The organism is Gemmobacter lanyuensis (genome assembly GCF_014652355.1).
Classification (GTDB): Bacteria; Pseudomonadota; Alphaproteobacteria; order Rhodobacterales; family Rhodobacteraceae; genus Gemmobacter; species Gemmobacter lanyuensis.
Window position 1 is genome coordinate 480,367 of sequence record NZ_BMYQ01000001.1, and the last position, 13,724, is coordinate 494,090.

12 protein-coding genes and 1 tRNA gene are annotated in these 13,724 nt (G+C 63.7%); 7 read left to right on the forward strand and 6 right to left on the reverse strand.

The window, feature by feature from the left end:
* Window positions 1–12: 12 nt before the first annotated feature.
* Window positions 13–1,617 (reverse strand): L,D-transpeptidase family protein, encoded by a 1,605-nt coding sequence (locus IE101_RS02340; RefSeq protein WP_229803995.1) that lies wholly within the window; start codon window positions 1,615–1,617, stop codon window positions 13–15.
* A gap of 323 nt (window positions 1,618–1,940) precedes the next feature.
* Here IE101_RS02340 and mepK point away from each other — a divergent pair, with 323 nt between their 5' ends.
* Window positions 1,941–2,510, forward strand: a complete 570-nt coding sequence (gene mepK, locus IE101_RS02345) for a peptidoglycan L,D-endopeptidase MepK (protein WP_189632174.1) — start codon at window positions 1,941–1,943, stop codon at window positions 2,508–2,510.
* Between the two features lie 60 nt (window positions 2,511–2,570).
* Here mepK and IE101_RS02350 read toward each other — a convergent pair whose 3' ends face one another.
* Both IE101_RS02350 and IE101_RS02355 read right to left on the reverse strand, forming a co-directional pair.
* The gene (locus tag IE101_RS02350; protein ID WP_189632175.1) at window positions 2,571–3,344 is read right to left on the reverse strand and encodes an RlmE family RNA methyltransferase; all 774 of its coding nucleotides are present in this window, start codon (window positions 3,342–3,344) and stop codon (window positions 2,571–2,573) included.
* Window positions 3,341–4,480 carry a Ppx/GppA phosphatase family protein gene (locus IE101_RS02355; protein ID WP_189632176.1) on the reverse strand — a complete coding sequence of 380 codons (1,140 nt, stop codon included), beginning with the start codon at window positions 4,478–4,480 and terminating at the stop codon, window positions 3,341–3,343. Before IE101_RS02355 ends, IE101_RS02350 begins: the two co-directional genes overlap by 4 nt.
* Window positions 4,481–4,783: 303 nt before the next feature.
* Between IE101_RS02355 and IE101_RS02360 the strand changes: the two genes are divergently transcribed.
* The 6 genes from IE101_RS02360 (at window position 4,784) to IE101_RS02385 (ending at window position 9,861) form a co-directional block, all read left to right on the forward strand.
* Window positions 4,784–5,080, forward strand: coding sequence for a virulence factor (locus IE101_RS02360; protein ID WP_189632177.1), 297 nt, complete (start codon window positions 4,784–4,786; stop codon window positions 5,078–5,080).
* 31 nt (window positions 5,081–5,111) lie between these two features.
* Window positions 5,112–6,035, forward strand: a complete 924-nt coding sequence (locus tag IE101_RS02365; RefSeq protein ID WP_189632178.1) for a methylenetetrahydrofolate reductase — start codon at window positions 5,112–5,114, stop codon at window positions 6,033–6,035.
* Window positions 6,036–6,047: 12 nt separating this feature from the next.
* Window positions 6,048–7,028, forward strand: a complete 981-nt coding sequence (locus IE101_RS02370) for a methyltetrahydrofolate cobalamin methyltransferase (protein ID WP_189632179.1) — start codon at window positions 6,048–6,050, stop codon at window positions 7,026–7,028.
* 184 nt (window positions 7,029–7,212) lie between these two features.
* Window positions 7,213–9,249, forward strand: a complete 2,037-nt coding sequence (locus tag IE101_RS02375) for an ASKHA domain-containing protein (RefSeq protein ID WP_189632180.1) — start codon at window positions 7,213–7,215, stop codon at window positions 9,247–9,249.
* A 112-nt stretch (window positions 9,250–9,361) separates the two neighbouring features.
* Window positions 9,362–9,435, forward strand: a tRNA-Gly gene (locus tag IE101_RS02380).
* Between the two features lie 72 nt (window positions 9,436–9,507).
* Window positions 9,508–9,861 (forward strand): RidA family protein, encoded by a 354-nt coding sequence (locus IE101_RS02385; RefSeq protein WP_189632181.1) that lies wholly within the window; start codon window positions 9,508–9,510, stop codon window positions 9,859–9,861.
* A gap of 66 nt (window positions 9,862–9,927) precedes the next feature.
* Here the strand turns inward: IE101_RS02385 and pgi are convergent, their stop codons facing one another.
* The 3 genes from pgi to zwf are packed head-to-tail and all read right to left on the reverse strand — an operon-like array spanning window position 9,928 to window position 13,673.
* Window positions 9,928–11,529 carry a glucose-6-phosphate isomerase gene (gene pgi / locus IE101_RS02390; RefSeq protein WP_189632182.1) on the reverse strand — a complete coding sequence of 534 codons (1,602 nt, stop codon included), beginning with the start codon at window positions 11,527–11,529 and terminating at the stop codon, window positions 9,928–9,930.
* 18 nt (window positions 11,530–11,547) lie between these two features.
* On the reverse strand, window positions 11,548–12,219 hold the full coding sequence (gene pgl, locus IE101_RS02395) for a 6-phosphogluconolactonase (protein ID WP_189632183.1): 672 nt from the start codon (window positions 12,217–12,219) through the stop codon (window positions 11,548–11,550).
* The gene (gene zwf, locus IE101_RS02400) at window positions 12,216–13,673 is read right to left on the reverse strand and encodes a glucose-6-phosphate dehydrogenase (RefSeq protein ID WP_189632184.1); all 1,458 of its coding nucleotides are present in this window, start codon (window positions 13,671–13,673) and stop codon (window positions 12,216–12,218) included. Before zwf ends, pgl begins: the two co-directional genes overlap by 4 nt.
* Window positions 13,674–13,724: the final 51 nt, after the last annotated feature.

Sequence of the window (13,724 nt, forward strand, 5' to 3'; positions counted from 1 at the left end):
CCTGCCCCCGATTTAGCCCTGATGTCCGCCGGTTACTACCCCGGCATCCAACAACGCGTCAAAGATGAGCGCATCCCGGCCATAAACGTCACGGCGATAATTCATGGCGCCCTTGGCGCCCGGAAAGGCAGTGAAATAGACCAGATGCACCGGCACATGCGTCTCGAGCTTCAGCGCCTGTTCCTGCCCGCTGTCGAGCGCCTTCTGGAACATGCCTTGGGGATCATCGCTTTGTGCGGCCAGCAGCGCATGGCCGAATTCGATGGGACGGGCGAGCCGGATACAGCCATGGCTGAAGGCGCGCACCTCACGGTCAAACAGGGATTTCGACGGCGTATCATGCAGATAGATGTTCCACTGATTGGGGAACATGAACTTCACCAACCCCAGTGCATTGCCATCCGACGGTGGCTGGCGCATCGAAAACGGGAAATTCGCCGCGGTGTATTTGCCAAAATTGATGGCGCTGCGGTCGATCACGCGGCCTTTGCTGTCCACGATCTTCAGATGCCCGGCCGCATTTGGGTTCTTTTTCAGCAGCGGCAGATATTCCTTGGTGGTGATCGAGCGCGGGACAGACCAGCTCGGGTTCACGACCATATATTCCATCTCGTCGGAAAATTCCGGGCTGCGCTGATCGGGAACGTTCTTCCCGATGACCGAGCGGGTCACGAAGGTTTCCTTGCCGTCATCGATGATGCGGGCGGTGAAATCGGTGAGGTTGACCCAGACATGGCGGTGCCCACGGTCGATATTGATCCAGCGTTCCCGCTCCAGCGCGACAAGGATGGATTTCATCCGCTGTTCCGGGGCCACGTTGATTTCGGCCAGCGTCGCCTCATCCACCACCCCGTCGGGTTCAAGGCCGTGGGCCGATTGAAACCGCTGCACGGCCGCGCGCAGCGTATCGTCAAAGTCGCGCGTCGCGGTCTGCCGCAGATAGCCCATGGCGACCAGCCGGTCCCGCAGGGCCACCACCTCGGCGCCCGTCGCCCGGGCCGAGATCTCCCCGCCCGGTACCTCGGGGCCCCAACCGCCACGCGCCATCTGCGCCATCAGCCGCAGCCGCGCCTTGACCAATTGGGCATAGGCCGGGGCGGTTGGCACGATGCTTGCCAGATATGCGGCCAAATCCCCCCCGGTCAGCACCGAAAGGGCTAGGGCCGGGTCGATTCTGGGCACGTCGCGCACGATGCCGGGGTCGATTTTCGCGGGGGTCAGAACGCCGGAATGAATGTCATGGACGTAATCAAGATAGGCACGGGTCATCCGCACCTCCAACCGCCCGCGATCGCCCTCAGTCCGGGCGGCGCGGAAGGCTGCGGCCAGGGCCTGCACATCATAGCGCTGTACGGGCAGACCATGATCTTCCGCGCGGGCGAGCGCCGCAAACAGGGCGGCGCGGCGGTCGGCATCTTCTGCGCCGGTCCAGACGGGTGCGTAGGCACGCGCGGCGTAGAAGGTGGCGATTGCATCCTGATCGGCGGCCGCAATCGCGACCGACTGGCTGTAAGGGCTGACCTGCGCGCCCGCCTCGAAGCAAAGACCCGTGGCAAGCAGTGCGCACAGCGCGACAGACAGCGGGCGGAACATCGAAACGGTGGAACGAAAACGCATGATTGCCTCGGGCCGAGCACGGGATTTTTCCGAATTTCCGGGATTTCCACCTGCAAGTCCATTCACAACCGTGGCGGGATGGCCCTATCCCCCCTTGCACAGGGGGCAGATTGTCACATTCCGGCAACACGGCCGGAAATCGCCTTTCGGTTCCCAGAAATCGGCGGCGTTCAGCAAATCTTTGCCGATCCGCGCTTGGATGGGCGGGTGCGCCAGATTCACCACTTCTGTTACGAATCGTCCTGTGTCATAAATCCGGGGCACTTGAGGCAAAGTGGCAGGAACCGCGGATACACGCGGTAATGACCGAGGGACAGGCTCTGATGACGAATACGGCAAAAACCGGCTTCACGCGGCGTGGGATCCTTGGCGCCTTCGCGGCAACGGCGGTTGTGGCGGCCCCCACCTACTCCAACGCTTTCGGGCTGCTGCGCGGCGCGGGCGATATCCGGCGCATCCGGATGTATTCGGGCCGGACGGGCGAAAGCCTCGACACGATCTACTGGATCGAAGGCAAATACATCAAGGAAGTGCTGCAAGAGGTGAACCACTTCATGCGCGACTGGCGCACCGATGATCAGGTGACGATGGACCCGCGCACGGTGGATATCATGGCAGCCTCGCATCGGCTGCTGGATGTGTCCGAACCCTATATGCTGCTCTCGGGCTATCGCAGCCCCAAGACCAATGCGATGCTGCGGTCGCAATCGGGCGGCGTGGCGAAGAACTCGCTCCACATGAAGGGTCAGGCGGCGGACCTGCGGCTCAAGTCGCGTTCGGTCAGCCAGATGGCCCGCGCGGCGGAAACCTGCGCTTCGGGCGGGGTTGGCCGGTATTCCGGGTCGAACTTCGTGCATATGGACTGCGGCCCGGTGCGGCACTGGGGCGGCTGATCCCCGACCGGCATCGTTGCATGAAAAAGGGCGCCCTTGGGCGCCCTTTTCACGTTCGGCTTATTCGTCGTCCCCATCCGGGTCCTGCGCTGCGCCACCCTGGATCTGGCGGCCGCGATAGCCCATGGCGACCACGAATTTTTCGGAACTGTCGGAACGGCTGCTCGGCGGTTTCACATTGGCCACCTTGCGGAAATTCCGCTTGAGCATGGCGTTCATCTCATTCTCGGCGCCGCCGGCCAGCACCTTGGCGACGAAAGTGCCTTCATCTTCCAGCACGTCGAAGGCAAAGGCCAGCGCGGCCTCGATCAGCGCGATGATGCGCAGGTGATCGGTACCCTTGTGCCCCGAGGCGGCGGCGGCCATGTCGCTCATCACCACGTCGGCGCGACCGCCGAGCCAGGCCTTCACCTGATCATCCGCCCCGTCCGACAGGAAATCGAGCTGATGGATCTCTGCCCCGGCGATGGGTTCCACCTCTTGCAGGTCGACGCCCAGCACGCGGCCCTGCGGCTTTTTCGCGTTCTCCCCCAGCGCGTTGACGCGCGGCACCGCCACCTGGCACCAGCCGCCGGGCGCGCAGCCCAGATCGACGACCCGCGCGCCGGGCTTGAGAAAGCCGTAGCGATCATCCAACTCCATGATCTTGAAGGCCGCGCGCCCGCGATAGCCCTCGCGCTTTGCGCGCTGGACATAAGGGTCATTCAACTGCCGTTCGAGCCAGAGCGTCGAGGACAGCTTCCGCCCCTTGGCAGTCTTCACCTTGACCCGCAGGTCGCGCTGACCGCGCCCCGAGCTGTTCTTGCCGTCACCGGATTTGCTGGGTGTCTTCATCTGTAAGGTCCATCTCCGAGCACGCCATCCGCGCTCATCTGGGCATAAAGCAGGCCCTCGCGGAGGCCCCTGTCGGCCACCGACAAACGGTCGGTCGGCCAGATCCGCATCAAGGCCTGCAGAATGGCCGCCCCCGACATGATCAGGGAATGACGGTCGCGCCCGATCCGCGGGTCGGTGCGACGGCCTTCGGGGCCAAGCTGCAGGTAATCCCGGATCACACTGTCGATCTGATCCGAGGTCATCGAAAGACCATCCACCTTCGTCCGGTCGTAGCGGCGCAGGCCCAGGAAACTGGCCGCCACCGTGGTTACCGTACCAGAGGTGCCGATGATCTGAAAACCCGCACGGGGGTTTTCGGCATTGTAGGGCGAGAAACTCGCCAGGTTTTCCTCGAAGAACCAGCTCATCAGAGCAAAGCGCGCGGCATCATCCTCGACATCAGCGAACTGGTCCTTCAGCGTGGCCACCCCCAGCGGGACCGAGATCCAGTCTACCACCCGCGCCGAGGGCCGGTCCCCCTTGGGCGTGAAACCCGCATGCAACCGCATGATCGCGCGCGACCGGTCATCCGGCGGCACGGCGGAAAGGTCGATCCACACCAGTTCAGTCGAACCGCCGCCGATATCCACGACCAGCAACTGTTCCGTGCGGCGCGACACCAGCGGCGCGCAGGAAATGACGGCAAGGCGCGCCTCTTCTTCCGGCGCGATGATTTCGACCGTCAGCCCCGTCTCGCGGCGGATCTGGCGCATGAAATCGCGGGAATTGCGCGCGCGGCGGCAGGCTTCGGTCGCGACAAGGCGCATCCGGCTGACGCCATGCTTTTCGATCTTCTTCTGGCAGATCCGCAGCGCCTGAATCGTGCGCCCCATCGAGGCGCGCGAAAGCCGACCCGAGGCTTCCAGCCCCACGCCAAGCTGGACAGTCTTGGAAAAACTGTCCACAACCTGAAACTGACTGCCCTTCGGTTGGGCAATCAGCATCCGGCAACTGTTCGTGCCCAGATCGAGCGCCGCATAAAGCTGCGGGCCCGCCGGGGCGGTTCGAGGAGACGACGGTTCGACCGCGCGCGGCTGCGGCTTGGCGGTGCGCTGCGGGATCGCGTCCTCCCCTCGGGGACGCTCGGGCGCCATTGATCGCCCTCCATATGTGGTTGGTTTCAAACTAGACATGTTACCGCTCTCGTGCAAGCGCCGATGCCGGGGCCTGCGGGGGGCGGACGCGGGGTCACAGCCCCTGCGGCAAGGGGATGAAGAAAACTCATGCTTTTCATGCATCTTTTTCCGATCAACCCCTCTCCCGCTGGCGGGCACTTGGCGGTATCAGTGCGGCGAAAAGCGCCCTGTCGCGGATCGCCTGCGGCATGTCGAAAACCGACACCGTGTGCGTCGCAACGGGGCATAGAACGGATGTCACGAAAAGAGGGGAATCAGCCAATGCCGGAAGTGACCATCGTTTACTGGCGCGACATCCCGGCCCAAGTCATCGTGGGCAAGGGTCGGCGCGGCACGAAGGTGCAGCTTTCGGAACGCTTTGAACAGGCGATCGACCGCTGCGCCATGAAGGTGGGGGCAAAGGATGCCGACGCCTATCTGGCGGAATGGCGCAAGGCTGCCCCCTATGAGGTCGAAGGCGAGGCGGAGGAGGTGGCGAAAGCCGAGGCCGCGCGTCTGGAGGCCGAATTCGACACCGCGCGCCTGAAGGCGCTGATCGATGCCGAGGGCCGGGCCTGACCGCCTGCCCCACCTGACGAGGAGCCGCCACATGGCGCTGTTCAATTTCCGCCGCGACACCACCCCCGCCACCTCTGGCAACCGCGCCGAGATGGAGGCCTTCCTGCAGGGCTTCTCCATGGAGGTGATGCCGCGCACCGCCGAAAAGGTGGAAGATTTCCGCGCGCTCCTGCCCAAGGGCACCCGCGTCTACATCGCCCATATCGAGGGCACGCCCATCGAGGAGATGGTCGCCACCGCCAAGCGCATCAATGCCGAGGGCTTCCCGGTGATGCCGCACTTCCCGGCGCGCATCATCAAGGACAAGGCCACCCTCGCTGACTGGATCGCCCGCTATCAGGGCGAGGCGGATGTGAAACAGGCGCTGCTGCTGGGCGGCGGTGTCGCCACCCCGGCCGGCGATTTCGACAGCTCGATGCAGCTGATCGAGACCGGGCTTTTCGACGGGTTCGACCGCCTTCATGTGGCAGGCCACCCGGAAGGCAACAAGGACATCGACAAGGACGGCGGCGACCGCATCGTCATGCAGGCGCTGAAGTGGAAGCAGGATTTCGCGAACCGCACCGATGCCAAGATGGCGATCGCCACGCAGTTCTGCTTTGACGCAGGCCCCGTGATCGACTGGGTGAACAAGATCAACGCCGAGGGCGTGAAGATCCCGGTGCATATCGGTGTGGCTGGCCCCGCCAAGCTGCAGACGCTGATCAAATTCGCCATTGCCTGCGGCGTCGGCCCCTCACTCAAGGTGCTGCAAAAGCGCGCGATGGATGTGACCAAGCTGCTGCTGCCCTATGAACCCAACGAATTCATCGCCGATCTGGCCGCCCACAAGGCCGCCAACCCCGATTTCGGCATCGAATCCGTGCATTTCTTCCCGCTGGGCGGCATCAAGACCAATGCCCAATGGGCAACCGACAACGGCGGCGCCTCGGGCGTCCCGGCCAATCAAGCATAAGGAAACAGGCCCATGACCCGGACCGTTCTCGAATCCAAGACCAAGACCGTCGTGATCGGCTTTGACGAGCCCTTCTGCGTGATCGGCGAGCGTATCAACCCGACCGGCCGCAAGAAGCTCGCGCTGGAACTGGAAGCCGGCAACTTTGACACCGTGATCAAGGATGCGCTGGAACAGGTGGCTTGCGGCGCGACCGTGCTCGACATCAACTCGGGCGCCGTTTTCGCCAACAAGATGGCCGAAGACCCGCGCTATGCCGACAACAACTTTGTCGAGCCGCCGCTGATGAAGGCGCTGATCGAAATCGTGCAGCAGACCGTGGACGTCCCGCTCTGCATCGACAGCTCGGTTCCGGCCGCGCTGGAAGCGGGTCTCGCTGCCTGCGAAGGCCGCCCGCTGCTGAACTCGGTCACCGGCGAAGAAGAGCGTCTGGAGCTGGTTCTGCCGCTGGTGAAGAAATACAATGTGCCGGTCGTCGCCATCTCGAACGACGACACCGGCATTTCGCCCGATCCCGATGTCCGCTTCGCCGTGGCGAAAAAGATCGTGGAACGTGCCGCTGACTTCGGCATCCCCGCCCATGACATCGTCGTGGACCCGCTGGTGATGCCGGTGGGCGCCATGGCCTCGGCCGGGCAGCAGGTCTTTGCGCTGGTCCGTCGCCTGCGCGAAGAGCTGGGCGTGAACACCACCTGCGGCGCCTCCAACATCTCGTTCGGTCTGCCCCACCGTCACGGTATCAACGCGGCCTTCCTGCCGATGGCCATTGGCGCGGGCATGACCAGCGCCATCATGAACCCGGTCCGTCAGGTGGAAATGGAGGCGATCCGCGCTGCCAACTTCCTGATGAACCACGACGCGAACGGCGGCGAATGGATCCGCTTCGCCAAGGTGATCGAGGCCGTCGAAGGCGGCGCGACCTTCGCCGAAGCTTCGGCGGCCGCATCGCAAGCAGCGGGCGGTCGTCGCGGTGGTCGTCGCGGCCGCGCCTGACCGACTGATCTGACGGGCACAGCCGTGCCCCTTGGGGCCCCGGTTTTCGGTTGAAAACCGGGGCTTTTGCATGATTGACGCCGGCGCGCCCATCCGCGTGTCGAACCCTGACCCGAAAGCGACGCGTTCCGACGTTGCAGCGGCGGCGCAATGCCCTACAACAGCTTGCGAACAGGAGGCAGGCATGACCGAAGACGCACTTGTGATCTTTACCCCCTCGGGCAAGCGGGGGCGCTTTGCGCTTGGCACCCCGGTGCTGCAGGCGGCACGCCAGTTGGGCGTCGACCTTGACAGCGTCTGTGGCGGGCGCGGCATCTGCTCGAAATGCCAGATCACGCCGGGCTATGGGGAATTCCCGAAATTCGGCATCCATGTCGATGATGAGGCGCTGTCGGAATGGAACGCTGTGGAAGAGCGTTACAAATCGAAGCGCGGCATGATCGACGGGCGCCGACTGGGCTGCCAGGCCAAGGTCATGGGCGATATCGTCATCGACGTGCCGCCGGAAAGCCAGGTCCACAAGCAGGTCATCCGCAAATCCGCGACCCAGCGTGACATCGTGATGGATCCGGCCACCCGGCTTCTTTACATCGAAGTCACCGAACCCGACATGCATGAGCCGACCGGCGATTTCGAGCGCGTGAAGCGCGCGCTGGCCGAGCAATGGCAGGTCGAGGCAGTCGAGGCGGATCTGGCCATCCTGCGCCGTCTGCAGCCGGTCCTGCGGAAGGGCGAATGGAAGATCACCGTGGCGCTCTACAAAGGCAACCACGACCATGCCGCCCGTATCCTCGACCTCTGGCCGGGCTATCATGAAGGCGGGATTTACGGTCTGGCCATCGACCTTGGGTCGACCACCGTCGCCGCGCATCTCTGCGATCTGCGCGATGGGTCGGTGCTGGCCTCCAGCGGGCTGATGAACCCGCAGATCCGCTTTGGCGAAGATCTGATGAGCCGCGTGTCCTATGCGATGATGAACCCCGGCGGCGATGTCGAAATGACCCGCGCCGTGCGCGAGGCGATCAATGCGCTGGCGCTGTCCATCGCGGCCGAGGCGCATGTGAAGCCGACCGAGATTTTCGAGGTCGTCTTCGTCTGCAACCCGGTCATGCATCACCTGCTGCTGGGCATCGATCCGGTCGAACTGGGTCAGGCGCCCTTCGCGCTGGCGACCAGCGGCAGCCTGTCGCTGCCCGCGCGCGAACTGGATCTGTCGAATATCGCGCCGGCGGCCCAGGTCTATGTGCTGCCCTGCATCGCGGGCCATGTGGGCGCCGATGCGGCCGCCGTGGCCCTGTCGGAAGAGCCGAACAAATCGGACGAAATGGTGCTGATCGTCGATGTCGGCACCAATGCCGAGATCCTTCTGGGCAACAAGACCCGCGTTCTGGCCTGCTCCTCCCCCACCGGTCCGGCCTTTGAGGGCGCGCAGATCAGCTCGGGTCAGCGGGCGGCACCGGGCGCGATCGAGCGCGTGGTGATTGATCCGGTGACGAAAGAGCCGCGCTTCCGCGTGATCGGCAGCGACCTGTGGTCGGATGATCCGGGTTTTGCCGAGGCCACGAAATCGAGCGGGATCACCGGTATCTGCGGGTCGGGTATCATCGAGGCCGTGGCCGAGATGCGGACCGCCGGGATTGTCGATCCCTCGGGCCTGATCGGCTCGGCGGAACAGGTCGGCACCCCGCGCTGCCGCCCCGAAGGCCGCACCAACAGCTATCTGCTGCACGACAGCAGCGCCGAGGGCGGCCCGGTGATCATGGTCACCCAGGGCGACATCCGCGCCATCCAGCTTGCGAAATCGGCGCTTTATGCCGGGGCGCGGCTGCTGATGGATGAGATCGGGGTGGAGACGGTGGATCGTGTCACCCTTGCCGGGGCCTTTGGCGCGCATATCAGCCCGAAACATGCGATGATTCTGGGCATGATCCCCGATGCACCGCTGGAGAAGGTGACGAGCGCCGGGAACGCCGCAGGGACCGGCGCGCGGATCGCGCTTTGCAACCGGGCCGCGCGGGATGCGATCGAGGCGACGGTGCATGACATCCTCAAGATCGAGACTGCCATCGAGCCGCGCTTCCAGGAGCATTTTGTAAACGCGAATGCGATCCCCCATGCGGTCGATCCCTTCCCGCATCTGGCGGGCGTGGCAACCCTGCCCGAGGTCAGCTTCAACACCGCCGGGGCCGGGTCCGAAGGACGCCGCCGCCGCCGCGGATAAAACCTGAAACACCCCGGCCCCGCCGGGGTGTTTTGTTTTTGGCGGGTGGCGTTTCATCGCCTCGCAAAGCCCCCTTGACGCCGCCGCTTCAAGGCCTTAGGTGAAGGGCAACGCGGGTGTAGCTCAATGGTAGAGCCGCAGCTTCCCAAGCTGATGACGAGGGTTCGATTCCCTTCACCCGCTCCAGATACCCCTGAAATTGCTTTTCTTTTTGCGGCGCAGCAGCTAGCAGAACCTAGTCTATTTCAGGAGCATCGCATGAACAGCGACATCAAGCGTATCGGCACCGGCGCCCGCATGAGCGAAGGCGTCTGCTACAATGGCATCATCTGGCTGGCCGGTCAGGTGGGCAACCCCGGCGAGTCGGTCGCCGATCAGACCCGCACCTGCCTTGCCGAGGTCGACCGCATTCTGGCCGAAGCCGGGACCGACAAGACCCGCATCCTCTCGACCCAGATCTGGCTGGCCGATATTGCCGATTTCGCCGAGATGAATGCCGTCTGGGACGCCTGGGTGCCGCAAGGCCACACGCCTGCCCGCGCCACCGGCGAGGCAAAGCTGGCCGCCCCGGAGTACAAGGTGGAAGTCATCGTGACCGCCGCGCTGAAATGAAAAAGGCCGGGGGGCTGTCTGCCCCCCGGACCCCCCGAGGATATTTGTCCAACGGGAAGATGCAGATCAGCCGCGCAGATAGGCGACCAGCTGTTCTGTGGAGCCGTCCTTGCCTTTGGTCGGCTGTTTGCCTTCCAGAATGGGTTGCAGCGCGAGGGCGAGTTCCTTGCCCAGTTCGACCCCCCATTGATCATAGCTGTTGATGCCGAGGATCACGCCTTCCACAAACACGCGGTGTTCGTAGAGCGCGATGATCTGGCCCAGGGTGAAGGGCGTGAGCTGCGGATAGGCCAGTGTCGTCGAAGGACGGTTGCCCGGGAAGACGCGGTGGCGCGCCTGACGTTCCAGCTCGGCCCCGGTGAGGCCTTTCCTGGCCATGATTGCACGAGCTTCGTCCAGGCTGCGGCCGCGCATCAGAGCCTCGGACTGGGCGAGGCAATTGGCGACGAGAAGCAGGTGCTGGTGGGCGAGATCGGGTTCATGGCCCTGGCGCGCCACGAGGAATTCGCAGGGGATGACACGGCTACCCTGGTGGATGAGCTGGTAAAATGCGTGCTGGCCGTTGGTGCCGGGTTCACCCCAGACCACCGGACCCGAGTCGTAAGGCAATTCAGTGCCATCCATCGCCACGGTCTTGCCGTTCGATTCCATCTCCAGCTGCTGGAGATAGGCCGGAAGGCGGCTCAGGCGCTGGTCATAGGGCAGCACGGCGCGGGTGGCATGGCCGCAGATCTGGTTGTGCCAGATGCCGACCAAAGCGAGCAGTACCGGGAGGTTCTGGGCAAAGGGCGCGGTGCGGAAATGGCCGTCGATATCAGCGCCGCCGGCGAGGAAGTCATCAAACCGGTCCGGCCCGATCGCGATCATCAGGGCAAGGCCGATCGGGCCCCACATGGAATAGCGCCCGCCGACCCAGTCTTCGAATCCGAAAACGCGAGCGGGATCAATGCCATAGGCGGCGGTCTTGTCGGAGGCCGTGGACACGGCGGCGAATTGCGCCGCGGGGTTTGCGACCTTTTCGGCCATCCAGCGCCGGGCGGTATCGGCATTGGTCATCGTCTCGATGGTGGTGAAGGTTTTCGAGGCGACGATGATTAGCGTGGTTTCGGGGTTCAGGCCCCGCAGCGTATCGGCGATATGGGCGCCATCCACGTTTGAGACAAAATGGCAGCGCGGGCCATCGGCGAAGGGTGCCAGCGCCAGATAGGCCATGGCGGGCCCAAGATCCGAGCCGCCGATGCCGATATTGACCACATCGGTGATCGCTCCACCCTGTCCGGTCAGGCGACCTTCACGCAGGTCACGGGCAAAGGCTGCGCAGCGCGCATGGGTCGCGCGCACCTCGGGCATAACATCGCGGCCATCGACGACCACGCTGGCCGAGAGGTTACGGAGCGCCGTATGCAGCACCGCGCGACCTTCGGTTTCGTTGATCTTTGCGCCGGCGAACATGGCATCGCGTTTTTCCGCGACCCCTGCCCCATTTGCAAGTTGAAGAAGAAGATCAAGGGCTTGCGCGTCGATCTGCGTCTTGGAGAAGTCAAAGAGCATCTCGCCGTGGCGGCAGGAAAAGGCGCTGGCGCGGCCGGGATCAGCAAAAAGGTCAAGGATGGTGGTGGCTGCCGTGGCCGCGCGGTGTTGGCGGAGCGCCTGAAAGCGGGTGGTCATGGGTGGGTCCTTGCTCAATCATTCCGCCCAATGGACGGTGGCGTTCTTCAAAACGGCAGCGACCGGTGCCTCCTGCACCGGCAAGGACGCAGCCCGTTCGAGGGCCGCGCGCTTTTCTGCGCCCGTGATCAGGATATGGATGTTCATCGCGCCAGCGAGGACCGGTGCGGTCAGCGTGATGCGCGGTTCGCCCGCGGCCTCGGCCCGCATGGGCAGCAGGATCGGGGCATCGGGGGCCAGTGCCTCGGCCAGACGGTCGGCGCCGGGAAAAAGGCTCGCCGTATGCATGTCGGCGCCCATGCCGAGCAGCAGGACCGAGATCGGCAGATGCGGTTCCAGCCCAGCTGAAAGTTCCTCGAGCATGGGTTCGGGCTGGTCGGCCTGTGCATAAAGCGGCACAAGTTTGGCATGCAAGGCATTGCCCCGCAACAACCTTTCCCGCAAGAGCCGCGTGTTCGACCGCGGGCTGGTTTCATCGACCCAGCGTTCGTCATTCAGAAAGACCGAGACATTCGCCCAATCCAGATCGACGCCCGACAGCGTGTCGAAAATCGGCCCGGGCGTGGTGCCACCCGGCACGCAAAACGAAGCGCGCCCCTCGCGCCGCAGGAAATCGGCCAACTCTCCGGCGAGCCGATCCGCCAGCGACAGCATGAGGAAATCGCGGTCGGGATATTCGACGAAGTTCATTCCTTGATCTCCCGCCAGCGGCGCCCATCCCGATGCATCAGCATCAGCGCGTCCTCAGGCCCCGAGGAGCCGGGATCATAGCCATGCGGGCGATCGCCGCGCGCTTCCCAGCCCTTGATGATCGGATCTGTCCAAGCCCAGGCGGCCTCGACCTCATCCCCGCGCATGAAAAGCGTCTGATTGCCGCGGATCACATCCATGATCAAACGCTCATAAGCGTCTGGAATATCGGCACCTTCTGCGCCAAGCGCATCGGCAAAGCTCATGTCCAGGGGCACCTGCGTCAGGCGCATGCCGCCAGGACCGGGTTCCTTGATCATGACCTTGAGGTTCATGCCCTCATTCGGTTGCAGCCGGATCACCAGCACGTTTTCGCGCCAGCCCGCCGCATCGTCGAAGATGGAATGGGGCGGTTCCTTGAAGGTGATCGCAATTTCCGAGGCCCGCGCCCGCAGCTTCTTGCCGGTCCGCAGGTAGAAGGGCGTGCCCTTCCAGCGCCAGTTCGCGACATGGACCTTCAGCGCGATATAGCTTTCGGTCTTCGACTCGGGGTCTTCGCAATCTTCGAGATACCCCGGCGCACCGTTCATGGGCAGGTATTGCCCCCGGACGATATCTTCGGCAGGAACGGGCTGCAAGGCACGGATAACCTTGAGCTTTTCGTCACGAACGGCATTCGGGTCAAAGTGGTAGGGCGGCTCCATCGCGATCAGGCAGAGCAGCTGCATCAGGTGGTTTTGCACCATGTCCCGCATCGCGCCCGATTTGTCGTAATAGGCGCCGCGGCCTTCGACCCCAACAGTTTCGCCCACGGTGATCTGCACATGGTCAATGAACTGCGAATTCCAGAGCGGTTCGAACAGGATATTGGCAAAGCGCACGGCCATCAGGTTCTGGACGGTTTCCTTGCCCAGATAATGGTCGATACGATAGATCTGACGTTCTTCGAAATGGCTGGCCAACATCGCGTTCAGCGCCTGCGCCGAGGCGAGATCCCGCCCGAAGGGCTTTTCCACCACGATGCGCGATTCAGAATGGGCAATGCCATGATCATGCAGCTTCTCGGCCAGATCCCCGAAAAGCGACGGTGCGACGGAGAAGTAGAAAGCCTGCACAACCCCTTGGCGTATCATGGCTTTCAGGGATTTCCATCCCTGATCCCCCTTGGCCGCGTCGATCGAGACATAGTCCAGATGCGACAGGAAATCCTCGATCACGGCAGTGTCACGCTTGTCGGCAGCGACGAATTCGGCAATCGCATCGCGCACCAGCTGACGGAAGCCTTCGGCATCCAGATCCGTCCGGGCCGCGCCGATAATGCGGCTTTCGCCGGTGATCTGCCCCGCAAGGTAGCGGCGATAGAGACCCGGCAAGATCTTGCGGCGCGCGAGATCCCCCGTCGCCCCGAAAATTACCAGATCAAAGACCTCAACCGGAATGACGCGCGAAACCATGGCCTCTCCTCGCTGTCCTGCGCTGCGCATGTTAGCGCTAACGACGCGGTT

Bases quoted from the DNA above. Each gene is read 5' to 3' on its own strand.
- IE101_RS02370 (WP_189632179.1), top strand. From the start codon at position 6,048: ATGACCCGGACCGTTCTCGAATCCAAGACCAAGACCGTCGTGATCGGC.
- IE101_RS02375 (WP_189632180.1), top strand. From the start codon at position 7,213: ATGACCGAAGACGCACTTGTGATCTTTACCCCCTCGGGCAAGCGGGGG.
- IE101_RS02360 (WP_189632177.1), top strand. From the start codon at position 4,784: ATGCCGGAAGTGACCATCGTTTACTGGCGCGACATCCCGGCCCAAGTC.
- IE101_RS02355 (WP_189632176.1), bottom strand. From the start codon at position 4,480: ATGGCGCCCGAGCGTCCCCGAGGGGAGGACGCGATCCCGCAGCGCACC.
- IE101_RS02340 (WP_229803995.1), bottom strand. From the start codon at position 1,617: ATGCGTTTTCGTTCCACCGTTTCGATGTTCCGCCCGCTGTCTGTCGCG.
- zwf (WP_189632184.1), bottom strand. From the start codon at position 13,673: ATGGTTTCGCGCGTCATTCCGGTTGAGGTCTTTGATCTGGTAATTTTC.
- IE101_RS02385 (WP_189632181.1), top strand. From the start codon at position 9,508: ATGAACAGCGACATCAAGCGTATCGGCACCGGCGCCCGCATGAGCGAA.
- pgl (WP_189632183.1), bottom strand. From the start codon at position 12,219: ATGAACTTCGTCGAATATCCCGACCGCGATTTCCTCATGCTGTCGCTG.
- IE101_RS02350 (WP_189632175.1), bottom strand. From the start codon at position 3,344: ATGAAGACACCCAGCAAATCCGGTGACGGCAAGAACAGCTCGGGGCGC.
- pgi (WP_189632182.1), bottom strand. From the start codon at position 11,529: ATGACCACCCGCTTTCAGGCGCTCCGCCAACACCGCGCGGCCACGGCA.
- mepK (WP_189632174.1), top strand. From the start codon at position 1,941: ATGACGAATACGGCAAAAACCGGCTTCACGCGGCGTGGGATCCTTGGC.
- IE101_RS02365 (WP_189632178.1), top strand. From the start codon at position 5,112: ATGGCGCTGTTCAATTTCCGCCGCGACACCACCCCCGCCACCTCTGGC.